This is a genomic window from Rickettsia aeschlimannii, from assembly GCF_047973405.1.
GTDB lineage: Bacteria > Pseudomonadota > Alphaproteobacteria > Rickettsiales > Rickettsiaceae > Rickettsia > Rickettsia rickettsii.
In genome coordinates, this window is the sequence record NZ_JBFQGO010000002.1 from 179,613 (window position 1) to 195,517 (window position 15,905).

The following is a 15,905-nucleotide window of genomic DNA, read 5'->3' on the forward strand; positions in this document are numbered from 1 at the left end:
ATATGTTTAATATATCACATGCTAATATACTCCGAATTTTAAACTTTTTTCAAAAGGAGTATGTTAATACTACTTTTGAAAGAAATGTACTTCAGTTTTGGTAAATAAAATATGCAAATTCAATTTCACTTATATAACACTCTTAGCCGTACTAAAGAGGTTTTTAATCCTCAAGATCAAGCTAACGTAAAAATATATGTATGTGGACCGACTGTTTATGATAATCCTCATATAGGCAATGGTAGGTCGGGAGTAGTATATGATTTACTTTATCGTATAGTTATAAAAATATTCGGTGAGAAGACAGTAAAATATGTACGTAATATTACGAATGTTGACGATAAAATTATCGATAGAGCTGAACTACTTGGTGTTACTATTGATGAGTTGACTGATAAAGTTACAAAAGAGTTTCATAAAAATATGGCATATTTAGGTTGTATGTTACCTAGTATTGAGCCGAAAGCTACAAAGCATATTGATGTAATGATCGCAATAATAGAACGCTTAATAGCAAAAGATCACGCATATATTGCTGATAATCATGTTTATTTTAATGTTTTATCAGCTCCAAATTATACGGAATTATCTAACCGAAATTTAGAAGAAATGTTTGAGGGAGTACATGTAGAAAATAGTAAAACCAAAAAAAATCCACAAGATTTTGTATTATGGAAACCGGCAAAGCAAAATGAATCGGCAAATATGAATTTTGAAAGCCCCTGGGGACTTGGTCGCCCTGGATGGCATATTGAATGTTCAGCCATGAGCTACAAATATTTAGGTGAGAATTTTGATATTCACGGCGGCGGAGCAGATTTAATCTTTCCACATCATACCAATGAGATTGCTCAAAGTAGATGTGCTTTTCCAAGTTCTACCTATGCTAAATATTGGGTACATAATGGGTTTCTAACGGTTAATGGTGAGAAAATGAGTAAATCTCTTGGTAATTTTATTACCGTAAGGGATTTAATGGATAAACAAATTCAAGGAGAAGTAGTAAGGTTATTTTTATTAAGTAGTCACTATAGGCGTCCTCTTGATTATAATGATAAAGCTATAGAAGATGCTAAGAAAACTTTAGATTATTGGTATAGAGCTATAGAAAATATTAATGTACAGAAAATAGATTTACCTCATGATTTCATGCAAAGCTTACTTGATGATATGAATACGCCGCTTGCCGTTAAAATAATTAATGACTACGCTAAAGGTGTTTTTATTTCTAAAACTGAAGAAGAAAGGCAGCTTAACGCCTCTGCTATTATTACTTGTGCTAATTTTATTGGTTTAATGAATAAGACTCCACACGAGTGGTTTAATAGCGGTGTGGATGAACTCTATATAAATGAGCTTGTAAATAAGCGTTTGGAAGCAAAAAAACAAAAAAATTGGTTATTAGCCGATCAAATTCGTAACCAGTTATTAGAGGAAAAAATAATTCTAGAAGATCAACTTGACGGTACTACTATTTGGCGAAAAGAATAAAAGCTTGTAAATTACGCAATATGCGTATATAACTTATAGGCTTATAAGTCGTCATTGCGAGGAAATTGCATAGCAATTGACAAAGCGATCTTAGGAGTTTGTTATTATTTCATGAGATTGCCACGCAGCCTACGGCGGCTGCTCGCAATGACGATTATCCAAAACTTAAGCAAAAAATTCACACGTAAGATATATGTTAGTTCATTAGAATGGACATCTTACGGAGGTATAAACTAACAATTAGGAGAATTTAAAAATGTCAAAAATACCATCTGTTAACATTAAAGAATTATTAGATGCGGGCGTGCATTTCGGTCACAAGACCTCACGCTGGAATCCTAAAATGGCATCTTATATATATGGTGAACGTGATGATGTTCATATAATCGATTTAAGACAAAGTGTCGCTTTAATGAGCGTTGCTTTGAATGCAATATATGAAACCGTAAAAAAAGACGGTAAAATATTATTTGTAAGTACTAAAATACAGGCAAGTGATATTATAGCGGAATATGCCGAAAAATGCGGACAGTATTATGTAAATCATAGATGGCTTGGTGGTATGCTAACTAACTGGAAAACTATTGCTGGTTCAATAGAAAAGCTAAATAAGTTAGACAAAACCTTAGAAAACGAAGAAGCACTTATGGGTTATACTAAGAAAGAGATACTCGATATGAGCCGTAAGAAAGATAAATTACTTCTATCTCTTGCCGGTATTAGAAATCTTAATTCTAAACCTGATCTTCTAGTAGTTATTGACACTAATAAAGAGCATATCGCAATTAATGAAGCGGTAAAGCTTAATGTTCCTATAGTTGCAGTAGTTGATACTAATTCTAATCCTGATAATGTAGATTATCCGATTCCGGGTAATGATGATTCTATAAGATCAATAAGACTTTATTGTAGTTTATTTGCAGATGCGGCATTACAAGGACTTGAAGAATCAATGAAAGCTTCAGGAGTTGATATGGGTGCTATGCAAGAGCATACAGATAAGGCGTTAACTTCTAAAAATGTTTCTAAATTAAAACAAGCTAAAAAATTCTCTAAAACGAAAAATATTGATGAAGAGGCAAATACAGAATTTAAGCAAGCATTAAATGATGTCGATGAAAATAAAAATTCTGATAATGCATAAGTGTTGTTGCATGGATCGGTTTTCCCATTGTCATCCCGCGACTTGATCGCGGGATCCAGCTTAGAATACTAATAATATTAGTATTTTAAATTGTTTTTATGGACCCCAGGAGCAAGCCACTGGGTGACACCGAGGTCGTTCTTCGAGCTACAACCCAAGCCAAATATAATAATTAAGGAGAAAGTAAGGTATGAGTGAAATAAATATAAGTGCTGCAGCGGTTAAAGAATTAAGAGAAAAAACCGGTGCAGGTATGATGGACTGCAAAAAAGCATTAATAGAAACCAGCGGTAATTTTGAAGAAGCTATTGATTTTCTTCGTAAGAAAGGTTTAGCTGTTGCTGCAAAGAAAGCCGGACGCATTGCTTCTGAAGGTTTAACGGCTGCAAAAGTTGATGGGCTTACCGGAGTGGTAATTGAAGTAAATTCCGAAACGGATTTTGTTGCTAGAAATGAGCAGTTTCAGGATCTAGTTAAGGATATTGCAAATCTTGCAGTAATTGCAAAAGCTATAGACACGCTAAAAACATTTAAAATGCAAAGCGGTAAATCAGTTGAAGAAGAAATTATAGAAAATATCGCTACAATCGGTGAAAATTTAACATTACGTCGTATGGATATATTAGAGATATCTGAAGGAGCAATCGGTTCGTACGTGCATAATGAAGTTGTACCGAATTTAGGAAAAATTTCCGTATTAGTAGGTCTTGCGTCTAACGCAAAAGATAAAGCAAAACTAGAAGCTTTAGCTAAACAAATTGCTGTTCATGTAGCAGGAAATAACCCGCAAAGTATAGATGATTCAAGCTTGGATCAAGCACTCGTAGAGCGTGAGAGAAAAGTGTTTTTTGAGAAATCTAAAGAAGAAGGAAAGCCTGATAATATTATAGAAAAAATGGTAGAAGGTAGAATACGTAAATTCTTCTCGGAAGTTGTATTGCTTCAGCAAAATTTCTTATTTGAGCCTAAACTTACCGTTGCGGAAGTAATTAAAAATGCTGAAAAAGAACTCGGTGCAGAAATTAAAATCGCCAAATTTATTAGATACGAACTTGGTGAAGGTATAGAACACGAAGAAAAAAACTTTGCCGATGAAGTAGCTGCCATTACGCAAGGTTAATGGGCTTGTTTTATAGCTTCAATGTCATTCCCGCGTGGATACCAAATCGTCATTGCGAGCATGCGTTGTTGTGCAGACACAATCCCATCCTGTCATCCCGCGACTTGATCACGGGATCCAGTAAAAATATAAAAACAACTAATACTAGTTATTTTTATGAATACCGTGGTCAAACCACGGTATGACACACTGGATGTATTTTTCTATCCACGCAACAATACCTTCCCGTGGTCGATTGAACTAGGTGACAGTAAAAAACTCGTGAATGCTCACTTACACCTTTTCAAGGCAAACAAAGGCGAATTTAGGATAAGTGCTTATTCTAAACTCGTATTTATAATATCTCTCTAACTACAATCAACTATCTATTAATAAATAATTTTCGGTTTTTTACTTTATAATAAAAGATTTATATTGACTTAATAATAGAAAATCCTACACTAATTATTATTATTAGTTTAAATGAAGAGCATTTTATGTCAGGGACAAAAGAGGAATATGCTACACAAATTTATGCTGCCGAAGAGCATCGTAGGAGACAAGCTAATTATAGTGATAATGATGCAGAACTGCTTGGAGTTATTATAGTATGTGTCGGTTATGCATGTTATAAGGCAGTAGAAGGGGCAGTAAAAGTTACCGGCACAGGAAGTAAAATTATAGAAAACGCCTATAAGATAGGAAGTGGACAAATAGCAGTACTCGGTACTGATGCCGAAAGTAAAATAACTTATATAACAAAGCATCCTTCGTCTCGAGGTAATACTAGTACTCCCACTCAGTCGATGACAACTAATCCTGTAGATCCTTTAGAGCAAACTCCACCTAATACTCCTACCTAAGAAACTTCGTAATTACTTTTAAATATTCATCTAGGACTTTTTGGTTGTCCTTAACAAATTTTAAAGCATTTCCGCGGTAAGCTTTAAGTTCTAGAGAATTATTAGACCTGAGTAGATATGTTAGTTTGGTTAGTAAATCTTCACCGTTTTTGATTTGGATAGCTGCTTCATTTTGCAGTACGCCTTTAGCGATATCGGTGTTTTTGCTCATATTGGGACCGAATATAATACAATTAGAGAAATATGCCGCTTCTAAAATATTATGTCCGCCTTGTTTAAAAGAACCGCCGATAAAAGAAATTGTAGCTACAGAAAAAAATAGTCCCATTTCGCCGAACCTATCAACTATATAAAGATCATTGCTTAAAACAGGTAAATCATTTTGCGACTTAGCGGTAGCGGATAAATTATGTGACTTACAATTATCGATGATTGATTTAACTCGCTCAGGATGTCTTGGAATTAAGATAATATAGCAGTCTAAAAACTGCTCTTTTAGGTTTTTGATTATAGGCAAAATCACCTCTTCATCTTCCGGGTGAGTGCTGGCAAATAGCACGACTCGCCTATTGTCTAAATGTAAGCTTAATTTTGATAACTCTTCTTGATTGACTGGAAGTTTTTCGTTGGCAAATTTAATATTGCCTAAATTCACTGCATCTGATACGCCAAGTTCATTGAATTTTTGTAAGTCACGCTCGCTTTGCACGATAATTTTACTGAAATTTTTGAGAATAAGCTGAAAAAAGCTTTTTCTTTTTAGCCAAGCTTTAAACGATTTATCGGAAATACGAGCATTAACTAGTAGTAATTTACACTGCTTTACTCCCTCATTAATAGTACACGGCCATAATTCCGATTCTATAAAAATGCCTAAATCAGGTCGCCAATTTCTTAAAAATTTTTGAGTAAAAATAATATTATCTATCGGTAAAAATTGGTGAACTGCTATTTTAGGTAATTTGGCAGTTAATATTTTAGCAGAGCTGTTAGTCCAAGAAGTTACTAGGAAACGAACGTCAGGGTAGCGTTTACTTATATTATGTATTAATGTTAAAGCTGCCATAGACTCGCCAACGCTTGCTGCATGAATCCATATCAGCCTTCGTACATAACTTGCTTCTAAAGGTAATTTATACGTCGATCCTAACCCTTCATCCTCACTTACTAGTGTGTACGCTGTGGTTCGCAGTGAAGTGTCTCCTTTAAATTCCTCTTTATTAGCGGACGTTTGCACGAAGTCTAATGAATCGTCTTGTCTGTGTTTGCCAATAGCAAAACGCTCTTGGATGCGTCTTATATCTTCTTTACCTATTAATAAACGTATAAGAATTATGATAAAATAAACAGGTAATAATATAAAGCTTAAAGCATAATATAATAACATCATTTCTTTAAACTCTCTGTTAAGCTTGCTAATTGTTTTTCAAGGCTTATATGGTTTTGTATTTTATCATTTGTGAGTTCTAAAGGTGAGCCAACTATGATTTTAATGGCACCAAACGGTAGGGGTATTATTAATTTATCCCAACTTTTTAATCTGAAACATCTAGAAGTGGAGCTGACTATAGGAATAAGTTTTGTGTTATATCTATAGGCAATTTCGGTAATGCCGCTATTTACTTTATATACCGGTCCTTTAGGACCGTCCGGCGTGACTATTATATTTGCACCTTGAGATAACTTACCTATAATATTACGTAAAGCTCCAATTGGATTTTTATTAGTAGAACCTACTATTACTCTGCAACCGAATTTTCCTACTAGATCGTTTAAAATTTCCCCGTCTAAATGCGGTGATATTAAAGCATAGATATTTCTATGTCCTATAAACATAGCCGGACTTAAGGCAAGCATATTATGCCAAAATGCAAAGATTACTCCTTGTTCGTTTAGGAATTTTTCCTTATTGCCGTTATCGTAAAATATAAATTTCTGCTTTGAAGTAAAGTAAACAAAACGCAAATACCAATATAGTAAAATAGTAATTATACTAAGTACGTATTTATTATTTTTTAAAAATTTTTTAAAAACTTTCTGCATTATTTTTTTGTTGGTTTAGGTGGCTTTTTAACTTTTCCGTCATTGTGAGGAAATTACGAAGTAAGTGACGAAGCAATCTCAGGATATTTGACGAGATTGTCATGCAGCCTATGTCTGCTCGCAATGACGATTTGGTATCCATGCAAAGCCTTAAGCAGGGATGACATCGATTGTTCTCTCAATTCTAATACAAGCTTCTTCTAGCTCTTTCATAGAAGTAGCATAAGAGATTCTAAAATATCCCTCTAAGCCGAAAGCGATACCGGGTACTACGGCAACTTTTGCTTCTTCAAGTAAATATTCGGCATAATCATTACTATTTGCAATAATTTTTCCTGATTTAGTTTTATGTCCAAATATTTTATCGCATTTAACAAATAAGTAAAACGCCCCTTCCGGCTTATAGCACTCAAAATATTTTACTTTTTTCAAAATTGATAAAGCAAGATCACGCTTTTTTTGACAATTTAAAGCATTAGGCTTTATATAATCTTGAGGACCGTTTAATGCTTCAATAGCAGCCATTTGACTTATTGAACAAGGGTTTGAAGTACTTTGCGACTGAATAATAGTCATTGCTTTAATCAAAGCTTTAGAGCCTGCACCGTAACCTATACGCCAACCCGTCATAGAATAAGCTTTAGATACTCCGTTTACGGTAAATATTCTCTTTTTTAAATCAGGTGCTATTTGGGCTAATGTATAAAATTTAAAATCATCAAAAGTAATATGCTCGTAAATATCATCGGACATTACGTTTACATGTGAATATTTTCTTAAAACTTTAGCAATATTTTCTAGTTCTTCAAAATTATAGCTTGCACCTGTTGGATTACTAGGTGAGTTAATAATAAGCCACTTAGTTTTATCCGTAATTGAACGTTCTAAAGCTTCTGCACTTAATTTAAAGTTATTTTCAATTCCGCAATTTACAAAAACAGGTGTTCCTGTGCTAAGTGCAACCATATCAGGATATGAAACCCAGTAGGGTGCTGGAATAATTACCTCATCCCCTTGGTCTAAAGATGCCATAAACAAATTATATATAACTTGCTTACCGCCGGTGCTTACTATTATTTCATCAAGTTCGTAATCTATATTATTTTCACGTTTGAATTTGTCTTTTATTGCTTGCTTTAAAAGAGGCATACCCTCAACGTTAGTATATTTAGTAAAGCCGTCTTTAATTGCTTTAATCGCCGCTTCCTTAATATTGTCAGGCGTATCAAAATCAGGCTCACCGGCACCGAGTGTGATAATATCAACTCCTGCTTTTTTGAGTTCAAGAGTTTTTTTTACGACTGCAAGGGTTGGTGACGGTTTTATAGAACTTAGCCTCGTAGAAATAATTGACATAATTTGAGTCCGTATTAAATGAAAGCTATAGTAAAATCGGTAATTTCAAGAAATAAATATTAATTTTTATAATGAAATCTACAATTATATATTATAATTTGTTTAGTATTGACAGAATAATATTAGTCTATGTTCGTGGTTAATTCTACGTGACCATAAACCTGATAATATATGTTTTAAAGATTCGAGCTTACCTATACCTGTAAACGGTGCTTCTTGGATATTTTTTATTAGAGGTTTAATACATTCATATTTTTTAATATCGTATTTTTTCCAATACGCTAAATCCTCCGCTGCTTCTAGTGTCCACTCAATTTCAATCATCTAAATTAACTTTAGGAAACTCTCCTCTTTTTGCTTGTTCGATAGATTTTTTTATTCGGTTCGCATTAGCCGGATTTAAATATAATGTTTCTTTTGTAGATTCATATTCTTCTTTGGTTATAAAGAATAATATTCTTATGATTCTTTCTTTTAATAAGATAAGGGATATGATCGTTTTCTATGGTATTTAGTACAGAGCTTAAGTTTTTTCTAAATGAAGTGCCGCTAATTGAGTTCATGAGCTACCTACTGATGTACATATAACATGTACATCCTAGCTTCAATTCCATTAATTTACAAGTAAAATTATTATTTTATTTAAAAATTTATCAAGATATGCTTTATTATAGTAAGTAATATTAATTTAGTAATTAAACTATGCTCGGTAAAATAAAAGACAAAATCAAACATTATTGCTTAACTATAATAAATATACTGAATTTTATTAAGAATAAAATTTTAGAATTTAAAAATTATATAAGTAATTGTAAATATAAATTCTCTCATTTAGCCGAAACTAATTATCAACTTGGACTCGATCATTTATATAAAGGTAATTTAAATGATGCATTACTTAGGTTTAAACTAGTCGATAAATTTTTTAATCCTAATGATTCTAAAGTATATTATCAACTCGGATGGGTTTATTTTTTAAAAAATAATTACAGGCAAGCTATAGAATATTTAGAAAAATCTAATGCAAAATATAAATCTATATTTATAAATTTTTTAAAAAATTATAAGGATATTACTGAAATACCTCAAGAAATTTGTGGGAAATATCGTGATTTAACTGCACAATATTATCCTACTATTTTTAATAACGATAAAAATATCCATCTTCCGTATAGGTGTGTTAATGAAGCACTTAAGCAGATATCTGATTTACCGGATAATTACTCTATTTTGGAACTTGGAAGTAATATAGGACTTGTAGGTTATGAAATACAAAAACGTCTTCCGGAAAGTTTTACTTTAACCGGTGTAGAAGTTTCTGCTTTAATGAATGAGTTACAAGAAACATATTACCCGAACACTAAAATTTACGATCAAATATATAATATTGCTATCGATGAATTTTTAAAACAAAACTCTAATAAATTTGATATTATTTTTAGTTTTTGCGGATTATCGTTTACTAACAATTTAATAGAATATTTTAATTTAATATACTCATCTCTTAATAAACAAGGGTATTTTGCCCTTTGTTTACCGAATGCGACGAAGACACAATTTTCAGTAACACGCAAAGAATTTATTTTTAACTTGAATGAAATAAATAATTTTTTACAAAAAAATAATTTTACTATATTAACTTCGGAAGAAATAATACTGGCGGAAAACAATAAATATAGTATTATTGTTTGTAAGAAAACAGCATAAATCAATGAGAATATTAATTATATTATCCATTATTTTATGTTCATTATCGATAAGAGCTGATCTTGAATATGTTGATAATGACATATATAACTATAATGGTGGAAGAAATGAAAATGGTTGCTTAGAAGTTTATGATCCATACGAAAAATTTAACCGTAAAGTGTTTGTATTTAATTCTGTGTTAGATTATATAATATTGCGTCCTTTAGCGATAGTTTATAGGAACATCACGAATGATTACGTAAAAGCACGCGTTAATAGTTTCGTCAGTAATGTTGATACACCGCTTACGGCGGTAAATTACGTGCTTCAGTTAAATTACGATAAAACTATGAAAAGCGTTTGGCGGTTTCTCATTAACACGACGTTTGGCATAGGCGGTTTATTTGACGTGGCAGGTAAAGTAGGTTTGCCGTCTGATCGTCAAACTTTCGGTAGTACCCTCGCACATTATGGAGTTGCCCCAGGTCCTTATTTAGTATTGCCGATAATCGGTAGTACTAACGCAAGAGATATGACGGATTCAGTAATTACTAATTATGCTCTTAATCCATTAATGTACTACACTCATAATGATTTTGACTTAGGAGTACTAGCAGTTAGTAAAATAAACGATCGATATGTTGTATTACCGTTTAGTGATTATGTGATGAAGAATTCTACCGATCCTTATGTGGCTATTAGATCAGGATTACATCGTGCTCGTGAAGCATCGGTTCAATATCCTGAAAATTTTAAATGTCCTAAACCCAAGAATTAATGAAATTAAAGAGGATTATATGCAAAAAATTATTACAGGTTTATTTTTATTAGTTATGACGTTTTCCGCTTATTCTAATGAAAAAGTGCCTGCCGGTTTGAACAGTTACGTTATTAATTTAGTAAATGAAGCTTCTAGTATATTAAACGATAGTAAGTTATCTGAGCGAGTAAAAATTGCTCAAGCACGTGAGTTAATGTCTCAGAACCTAGATTTTGATTGGATGGCTAAATATACATTAGGCAGAAATGGGATAAAAACTTTATCAGGTGGGCAGGTTCAGGAATTCATCAAAGTTTACTCTAAATATGTTACTAAATCTTATACTGATTTAATAAAAGATTATAAAGGCGAACAGCCTAAAATAGTAGGAGTTCGTCCTTTAAGCTCGACCGATTTTATGGTTGCTATGAATATCATTAGTAATAAAGAGCAAGACCCTATTAAAGTAGAATATCTTGTACGTGAAATGAAAGGAAACGGAAAAGACGTTTTTAAAGTTTCTGATATAATTACGGAAGGTGTAAGTCTTATTGGAGCTCAACAAGACGAGTTTACCGATACTTTAAAAAATCAAGGCTTTGAGGTACTAATACAAAAATTAGAAAGTCGTTCTTAAGCTTATTTCACTGTCATCTTAAATCGTCATTGTGAGGAGGTATTGTTGCGTAGACACCTCGTCATCGTTGCGAGGAAATTGCATAGCAATTGACGAAGCAATCTCAGGAGTTTGTTATTATTGCATGAGATTGCCACGCAGTCTACGACTGCTCGCAATGACGATTAGATATCCACGCAACAAAACCCGTTCGCTAATAGCGTTAAACAACATAAATCACTCACATGAAAATCTTAGCAGGCAGTAGTAATAAGTTACTCGCAACGCGTTTAGCTATAGCATTAAATATTAAATATATTGAGCCGAAAATTACCTATTTCAATGATTCCGAAATAAAAGTAGAAATTCAAAAATCGTTTCATAATGAAGATATAATTATAGTACAATCTACATCAAAACCCGTTAATGATCGCTTAATTGAGCTGTTTTTGCTAGTAGATGCAGCAAAAAAAAAGTGGGAGCAAATCGAATAATTTTAGTAATGCATTATTTTGGTTATGCAAGGCAAGATAATATAAATTCTCAAAATATAATTCCTGCTAAGTTAATAGCAGATTTTTTAGAGAAGCTCGGAGTAAACCATGTAATTACTATTGATTTACACTCCGATAAAATAGAGAAATTTTTTAATATTCCTGTTTCTAATCTTGAACCTATAAATTTATATATTCCATTTTTAAGAACTTATAGCAGTTTCGTTATAGTTGTACCTGATAAAGGAAGTATCAATCGAGTTCAAAAAATTAGTAATTTACTAAATATAGATTCAGCTTATATAAACAAAGAAAGGGATATAAATAATAATTGTGAGATGATATCAATAACAGGTAGTGTAGAGGGCAAAAATTGCATATTAATTGATGATATTATAGATAGTGGAGAAACAATCGTAAAAGCAGCGAGATTTTTAAAGGAACATTCGGCTTTGTCGGTTAGTGCTTTTATAACTCATGCAGTGCTTTCTGCCGGTTCTAAAAATTCGATAATAGGCCTCTTGGAGAACGAAGCTAATAAAGAGGAATTTGTAGGAAACACGGAACGCAGCACCGCAGCGTACACTTTAGTACGTGAGGATGCGAGTACTGGATTGACGTACAAATTATCTTTAGAAGCAAGTTATGCAAGAGGCCTAATAGACAATATTTTTATCACGGATACTATAGAAACAAGTGACTTATCTACAAAATTTCATATAATACCCGTATTGCCTATCATCGTAAAAGAGTTAATAAATATACTATGAGCTTGTGTACTGTAGAAATAAATCTATCTACAATAAAAAATAATTACCTTTTATTACAAGATATTTGCAAAACCTCATTAGTCGGTGCTGCCGTTAAAGCTAACGGTTATGGTCTTGGAGCAGTACAAATTTCTAAAGCTTTAATAGAAGAAAATTGTAGGCATTTTTTTGTGGCCTCAAGTGAAGAAGGAGTGAATTTACGCAACGCTTTAGGATTAGATGTTAATATTTTAATTCTTAACGGCGTTTTTGAACATGATGCTTTAGAGCTGATAGAATATAATTTAACACCTGTTCTAAATAACTTAAAACAAATAGAAATTTGGCAAAAATTTAGTAATTTGAAAAACCGATTATTGCCTTGTTATTTACATTTCAATACGGGGATTAATCGTCTTGGCTTAAGTTCTGATGAGATAGAGCAGCTAATTAATGATCGTGATTTGTTAAAAGGGCTAGATTTACAATATATTATAAGCCATCTAGCTATATCCGAGGAAATAGATAATCCTTATAATCTAGAACAATTAAACAGATTTAAAGCTTATTTACAATATTTCCCAAACGTCAAAGCAAGTCTTGCTAATTCCGGCGGCATATTTTTAGGACAGGATTACCATTTTGATTTAGCAAGATCGGGGGCAGCCTTATACGGTCTTAATCCCTTAACAAAGAATCCCGTAACCTTAAAAGCTCCTATAATTCACTTACAGAATTTGACACTAGATAGCTATATTGGTTATAATATGACTTTTACAACTAAGCGTGATAGTGTCATTGCAACGTTACCGCTTGGTTATGCCGATGGGTTTAGTCGTAATTTTAGCAATCAAGGTGAAGTATTTATTAACAGTCGCAGCGTTCCTATAGTAGGGCGAGTATCGATGGATTTAATAAATATCGATGTTACCGATCTACCACCGTCCGAGATTTTTCTAGGGCAGGAAGCGGAAATTATCGGAAATTATTGCACACCCGATAAAATAGCGAGTATTATAGGTACTATCGGGTATGAGGTATTAACTAACCTTGGTAGTAGATATAAAAGAAAGTATATCGGGTAGATATCTGTGTCATACTGTGGCTTGACCACGGTATCCAGAAAAAAATTAGAAAAGACTGGATCCCGCGATCAAGTCGCGGGATGACATTAGAGGTTACTGGATTCCTGCTTTCGCAGAAGTGACATAAATTAAATAGAAAAAATACAAATGTTATTAAATATAGCTAATTCGGTCGGTAAACGTACTATAAAGTTTGCACAAAGTGTAGGTAGTTTTTCTCTATTTAGCTTTGCTGCCGTTAGCAGTATCATAAGACCGCCTTTATATTTGAGTTTAATCATCAGACAATTATTATTTATCGGGTTTCACTCGCTTCCGGTTGTTGCGATGACGACTTTTTTCTCAGGGGCTGTACTTGCATTACAGAGCTATAACGGTTTTTCCCGCTTCTCAGCTGAAAGCTCTATTGCAACGGTAGTAGTATTGTCGCTGACTAGAGAGCTTGGGCCTGTCTTAGCCGGACTAATGGTAGCGGGAAGAGTTGGGGCATCAATCGCCGCCGAAATAGCCACAATGAGAGTAACGGAGCAGGTAGATGCTTTATATACTTTATCTACCGATCCTATTAAATATTTAGTTTTTCCAAGAGTAATAACAGCTATTATTACAATGCCTTGTCTTGTTTTAATCGGGGATATAATTGGTGTTATGGGCGGTTATTTGGTAGGGGTATATAAACTTGATTTTAATAGTGCAGCTTATTTAACCAGTACTTTTCAGTATTTAGAACCGATTGACGTAATTTCCGGTCTTGTTAAAGCGGGAGTTTTTGGGTTTATTATTTCTATAATAAGTTGCTATAGCGGCTATTATTCAGGTAAAGGGGCTAAGGGAGTTGGCAGAGCAACTACCTCGGCAGTAGTGAATTCTTCTATCCTTATCTTAATCAGTAATTATTTAATAACCGAATTATTTTTTAAAGTATAGGTATACTCGTTTAATTTGAAAAAGAGCTAGGCGTTTTATATTTTTTGACCGCAGCGTACATAAACGCACGTGAGGATCAAAAAATATAAAACAACAAAACCAATTTTTCAAATTAAACGAGTATACAGTTTTTTTTGTTTATTTGGAGTATGCATGAGTGTAGAAGAATTTAAAATTAAAATTCGGTCATTATATAAATCATTTGCTAATCATAAGGTGTTAGACGGAATAGATTTGGATGTAAAAAAGGGCAGTTCATTAGTTATTTTAGGTGGTTCCGGTAGCGGCAAATCGGTTCTAATTAAAAATATAGTAGGATTAATTAAACCTGATAAAGGTAAAATTTTTATTGATAATGTAGAAATCCAAGATATCTCAAGTAAACAAAAATTTGAGATTATGGACGATATAGGTTTTTTATTCCAAGGCGGAGCATTATTTGACTCCTTAAATATACGTGATAATATTACTTTCGAGACTAAAAAATTATCTAAGAAAGAAAAAAACGACCTTGCCGGTGCAAAGCTTAATTCCGTTGGTTTATCCCCTAGAATACTCGAGCTTTATCCTGCCGAATTATCGGGAGGAATGCAAAAAAGAGTAGCCCTTGCTAGGGCTATTTGTAGTACACCGTCGATTTTATTTCTTGATGAACCGACCACAGGGCTTGATCCTATCATGGCAAATGTTATCAACGAATTAATTATAAAAATCCAAGAAGAGTTAGGGGCAACTACGATTACTATAACTCATGATATGATTAGTGCCGCAAAAATAGCTAAAGAAGTAGCTATGATTTATCAAGGAAAAATTAAATGGTACGGTAGTAAAGATGAAATGCGTAATAGTGATAATCCTTATTTAAAACAATTTATAAATGGATTAACTACTGGGCCTATAGAGGTATAAAATGTTTAAAAACTTATTATGTATAATAATATTTCTAGGTATAAATCTAAATGTTTATGCTATAAATTCTAGCTCTTATACGACAGATGATATAATAAAAATAGTAATTATTCTTGGAATAGTTATTTTATTTTTAGTCCTGCAAAATTCCGTATAATCGTTATCGGTACTATGTTAGGCTTGGCTTGTGCCTATTTCACGTATAAATACATCATACCTATCTTTATTTCTTCACTAAATGGACCATAAAGATAAATATTGCTATTAGTTATGCCCCCTCAGCTATTTTCTCTTCTAATAGTATCAATTTAATATTCTACAATTAATCTAAAGCTCTAACTCCCCCGTGATAGCCATCTAATTCAAAAGAATTGGGATGTATATTTTTACATGCATTAAACCTATTATATTAATCATATTAGTATTATTATCAATACCATTTAAAGTAGTACGGATATCTTCCAAGTATTTAGATGATTATTCAGGCGAATCATTACCTCCAATTATTCGTACTTTTATTAAATCTTGTTCTATCAATTCATTCTGATTAAAGTCAGTAATTAGTTGCTCTAACTGTTGTGAATTAATATTTCTAGCTAATGCTATTTTATTTAATTTTACGGGAAACGCGAGTTTCGAATTAATAGAGCATAGAATTTAGACTATCAAGAGAGATGTAA

Annotated in this window: 15 protein-coding genes and 4 pseudogenes; 14 read left to right on the forward strand and 5 right to left on the reverse strand. The window is 32.8% G+C overall.

Annotation, left to right across the window (positions count from 1 at the left end; all coding sequences use genetic code 11):
* The first annotated feature begins 111 nt into the window (after window positions 1-111).
* From cysS to AB4K15_RS02390, 4 genes are all read left to right on the forward strand, one after another.
* Window positions 112-1,491, forward strand: a complete 1,380-nt coding sequence (gene cysS, locus AB4K15_RS02375) for a cysteine--tRNA ligase (RefSeq protein WP_032073808.1) — start codon at window positions 112-114, stop codon at window positions 1,489-1,491.
* 256 nt (window positions 1,492-1,747) lie between these two features.
* Window positions 1,748-2,635: a 30S ribosomal protein S2 gene (rpsB, locus tag AB4K15_RS02380; RefSeq protein WP_500224286.1), complete on the forward strand. Its 888-nt coding sequence runs from the start codon at window positions 1,748-1,750 to the stop codon at window positions 2,633-2,635.
* Window positions 2,636-2,825: 190 nt separating this feature from the next.
* Window positions 2,826-3,755 (forward strand): translation elongation factor Ts, encoded by a 930-nt coding sequence (gene tsf / locus AB4K15_RS02385; RefSeq protein ID WP_032073810.1) that lies wholly within the window; start codon window positions 2,826-2,828, stop codon window positions 3,753-3,755.
* A gap of 476 nt (window positions 3,756-4,231) precedes the next feature.
* Entirely contained in the window at window positions 4,232-4,597 is a 366-nt protein-coding gene (locus AB4K15_RS02390; protein WP_032073811.1) for a hypothetical protein, read from the forward strand.
* Here AB4K15_RS02390 and waaA read toward each other — a convergent pair.
* The 4 genes from waaA to AB4K15_RS02410 all read right to left on the reverse strand — a co-directional run bounded on the left by waaA (window position 4,590) and on the right by AB4K15_RS02410 (window position 8,320).
* Entirely contained in the window at window positions 4,590-5,987 is a 1,398-nt protein-coding gene (gene waaA / locus AB4K15_RS02395) for a lipid IV(A) 3-deoxy-D-manno-octulosonic acid transferase (RefSeq protein ID WP_032073812.1), read from the reverse strand. The genes AB4K15_RS02390 and waaA overlap by 8 nt on opposite strands.
* Window positions 5,984-6,640, reverse strand: coding sequence for a lysophospholipid acyltransferase family protein (locus tag AB4K15_RS02400; protein ID WP_032073813.1), 657 nt, complete (start codon window positions 6,638-6,640; stop codon window positions 5,984-5,986). The genes waaA and AB4K15_RS02400 overlap by 4 nt, the downstream gene beginning before the upstream one ends.
* A 150-nt stretch (window positions 6,641-6,790) precedes the next feature.
* Window positions 6,791-7,996: a pyridoxal phosphate-dependent aminotransferase gene (locus AB4K15_RS02405; protein ID WP_032073814.1), complete on the reverse strand. Its 1,206-nt coding sequence runs from the start codon at window positions 7,994-7,996 to the stop codon at window positions 6,791-6,793.
* Between the two features lie 102 nt (window positions 7,997-8,098).
* Complete coding sequence (locus tag AB4K15_RS02410) at window positions 8,099-8,320, reverse strand: Txe/YoeB family addiction module toxin (RefSeq protein ID WP_500224291.1); 222 nt, start codon at window positions 8,318-8,320, stop codon at window positions 8,099-8,101.
* Window positions 8,321-8,698: 378 nt separating this feature from the next.
* Here AB4K15_RS02410 and AB4K15_RS02415 point away from each other — a divergent pair, with 378 nt between their 5' ends.
* From AB4K15_RS02415 to AB4K15_RS02460, 10 genes and pseudogenes are all read left to right on the forward strand, one after another.
* The gene (locus AB4K15_RS02415; protein ID WP_032073815.1) at window positions 8,699-9,703 is read left to right on the forward strand and encodes a methyltransferase domain-containing protein; all 1,005 of its coding nucleotides are present in this window, start codon (window positions 8,699-8,701) and stop codon (window positions 9,701-9,703) included.
* Between the two features lie 4 nt (window positions 9,704-9,707).
* Entirely contained in the window at window positions 9,708-10,463 is a 756-nt protein-coding gene (locus AB4K15_RS02420; RefSeq protein ID WP_032073871.1) for an MlaA family lipoprotein, read from the forward strand.
* Between the two features lie 19 nt (window positions 10,464-10,482).
* A complete protein-coding gene (locus AB4K15_RS02425) occupies window positions 10,483-11,082 on the forward strand; it encodes an MlaC/ttg2D family ABC transporter substrate-binding protein (RefSeq protein WP_032073816.1) in 600 nt (199 codons plus the stop codon).
* Window positions 11,083-11,306: 224 nt separating this feature from the next.
* A complete protein-coding gene (locus AB4K15_RS02430; protein WP_500224296.1) occupies window positions 11,307-11,555 on the forward strand; it encodes a ribose-phosphate pyrophosphokinase-like domain-containing protein in 249 nt (82 codons plus the stop codon).
* Between the two features lie 8 nt (window positions 11,556-11,563).
* A pseudogene (gene prs / locus AB4K15_RS02435) lies at window positions 11,564-12,004 on the forward strand (ribose-phosphate diphosphokinase); the annotation flags it as partial.
* Window positions 12,005-12,037: 33 nt separating this feature from the next.
* Window positions 12,038-12,241: pseudogene (locus tag AB4K15_RS02440) on the forward strand (palindromic element RPE1 domain-containing protein); the annotation flags it as partial.
* Between the two features lie 80 nt (window positions 12,242-12,321).
* Entirely contained in the window at window positions 12,322-13,389 is a 1,068-nt protein-coding gene (locus AB4K15_RS02445) for an alanine racemase (RefSeq protein WP_032073818.1), read from the forward strand.
* A 147-nt stretch (window positions 13,390-13,536) separates the two neighbouring features.
* Entirely contained in the window at window positions 13,537-14,316 is a 780-nt protein-coding gene (locus tag AB4K15_RS02450) for an MlaE family ABC transporter permease (RefSeq protein ID WP_032073819.1), read from the forward strand.
* 153 nt (window positions 14,317-14,469) lie between these two features.
* Window positions 14,470-15,225, forward strand: a complete 756-nt coding sequence (locus tag AB4K15_RS02455) for an ABC transporter ATP-binding protein (RefSeq protein WP_032073820.1) — start codon at window positions 14,470-14,472, stop codon at window positions 15,223-15,225.
* 1 nt (window position 15,226) lies between these two features.
* A pseudogene (locus AB4K15_RS02460) lies at window positions 15,227-15,474 on the forward strand (DUF5510 family protein).
* A 73-nt stretch (window positions 15,475-15,547) separates the two neighbouring features.
* On the opposite strand, the pseudogene AB4K15_RS02465 reads toward AB4K15_RS02460, so the two are convergent.
* Window positions 15,548-15,762, reverse strand: a pseudogene (locus AB4K15_RS02465) (hypothetical protein).
* Window positions 15,763-15,905: the final 143 nt, after the last annotated feature.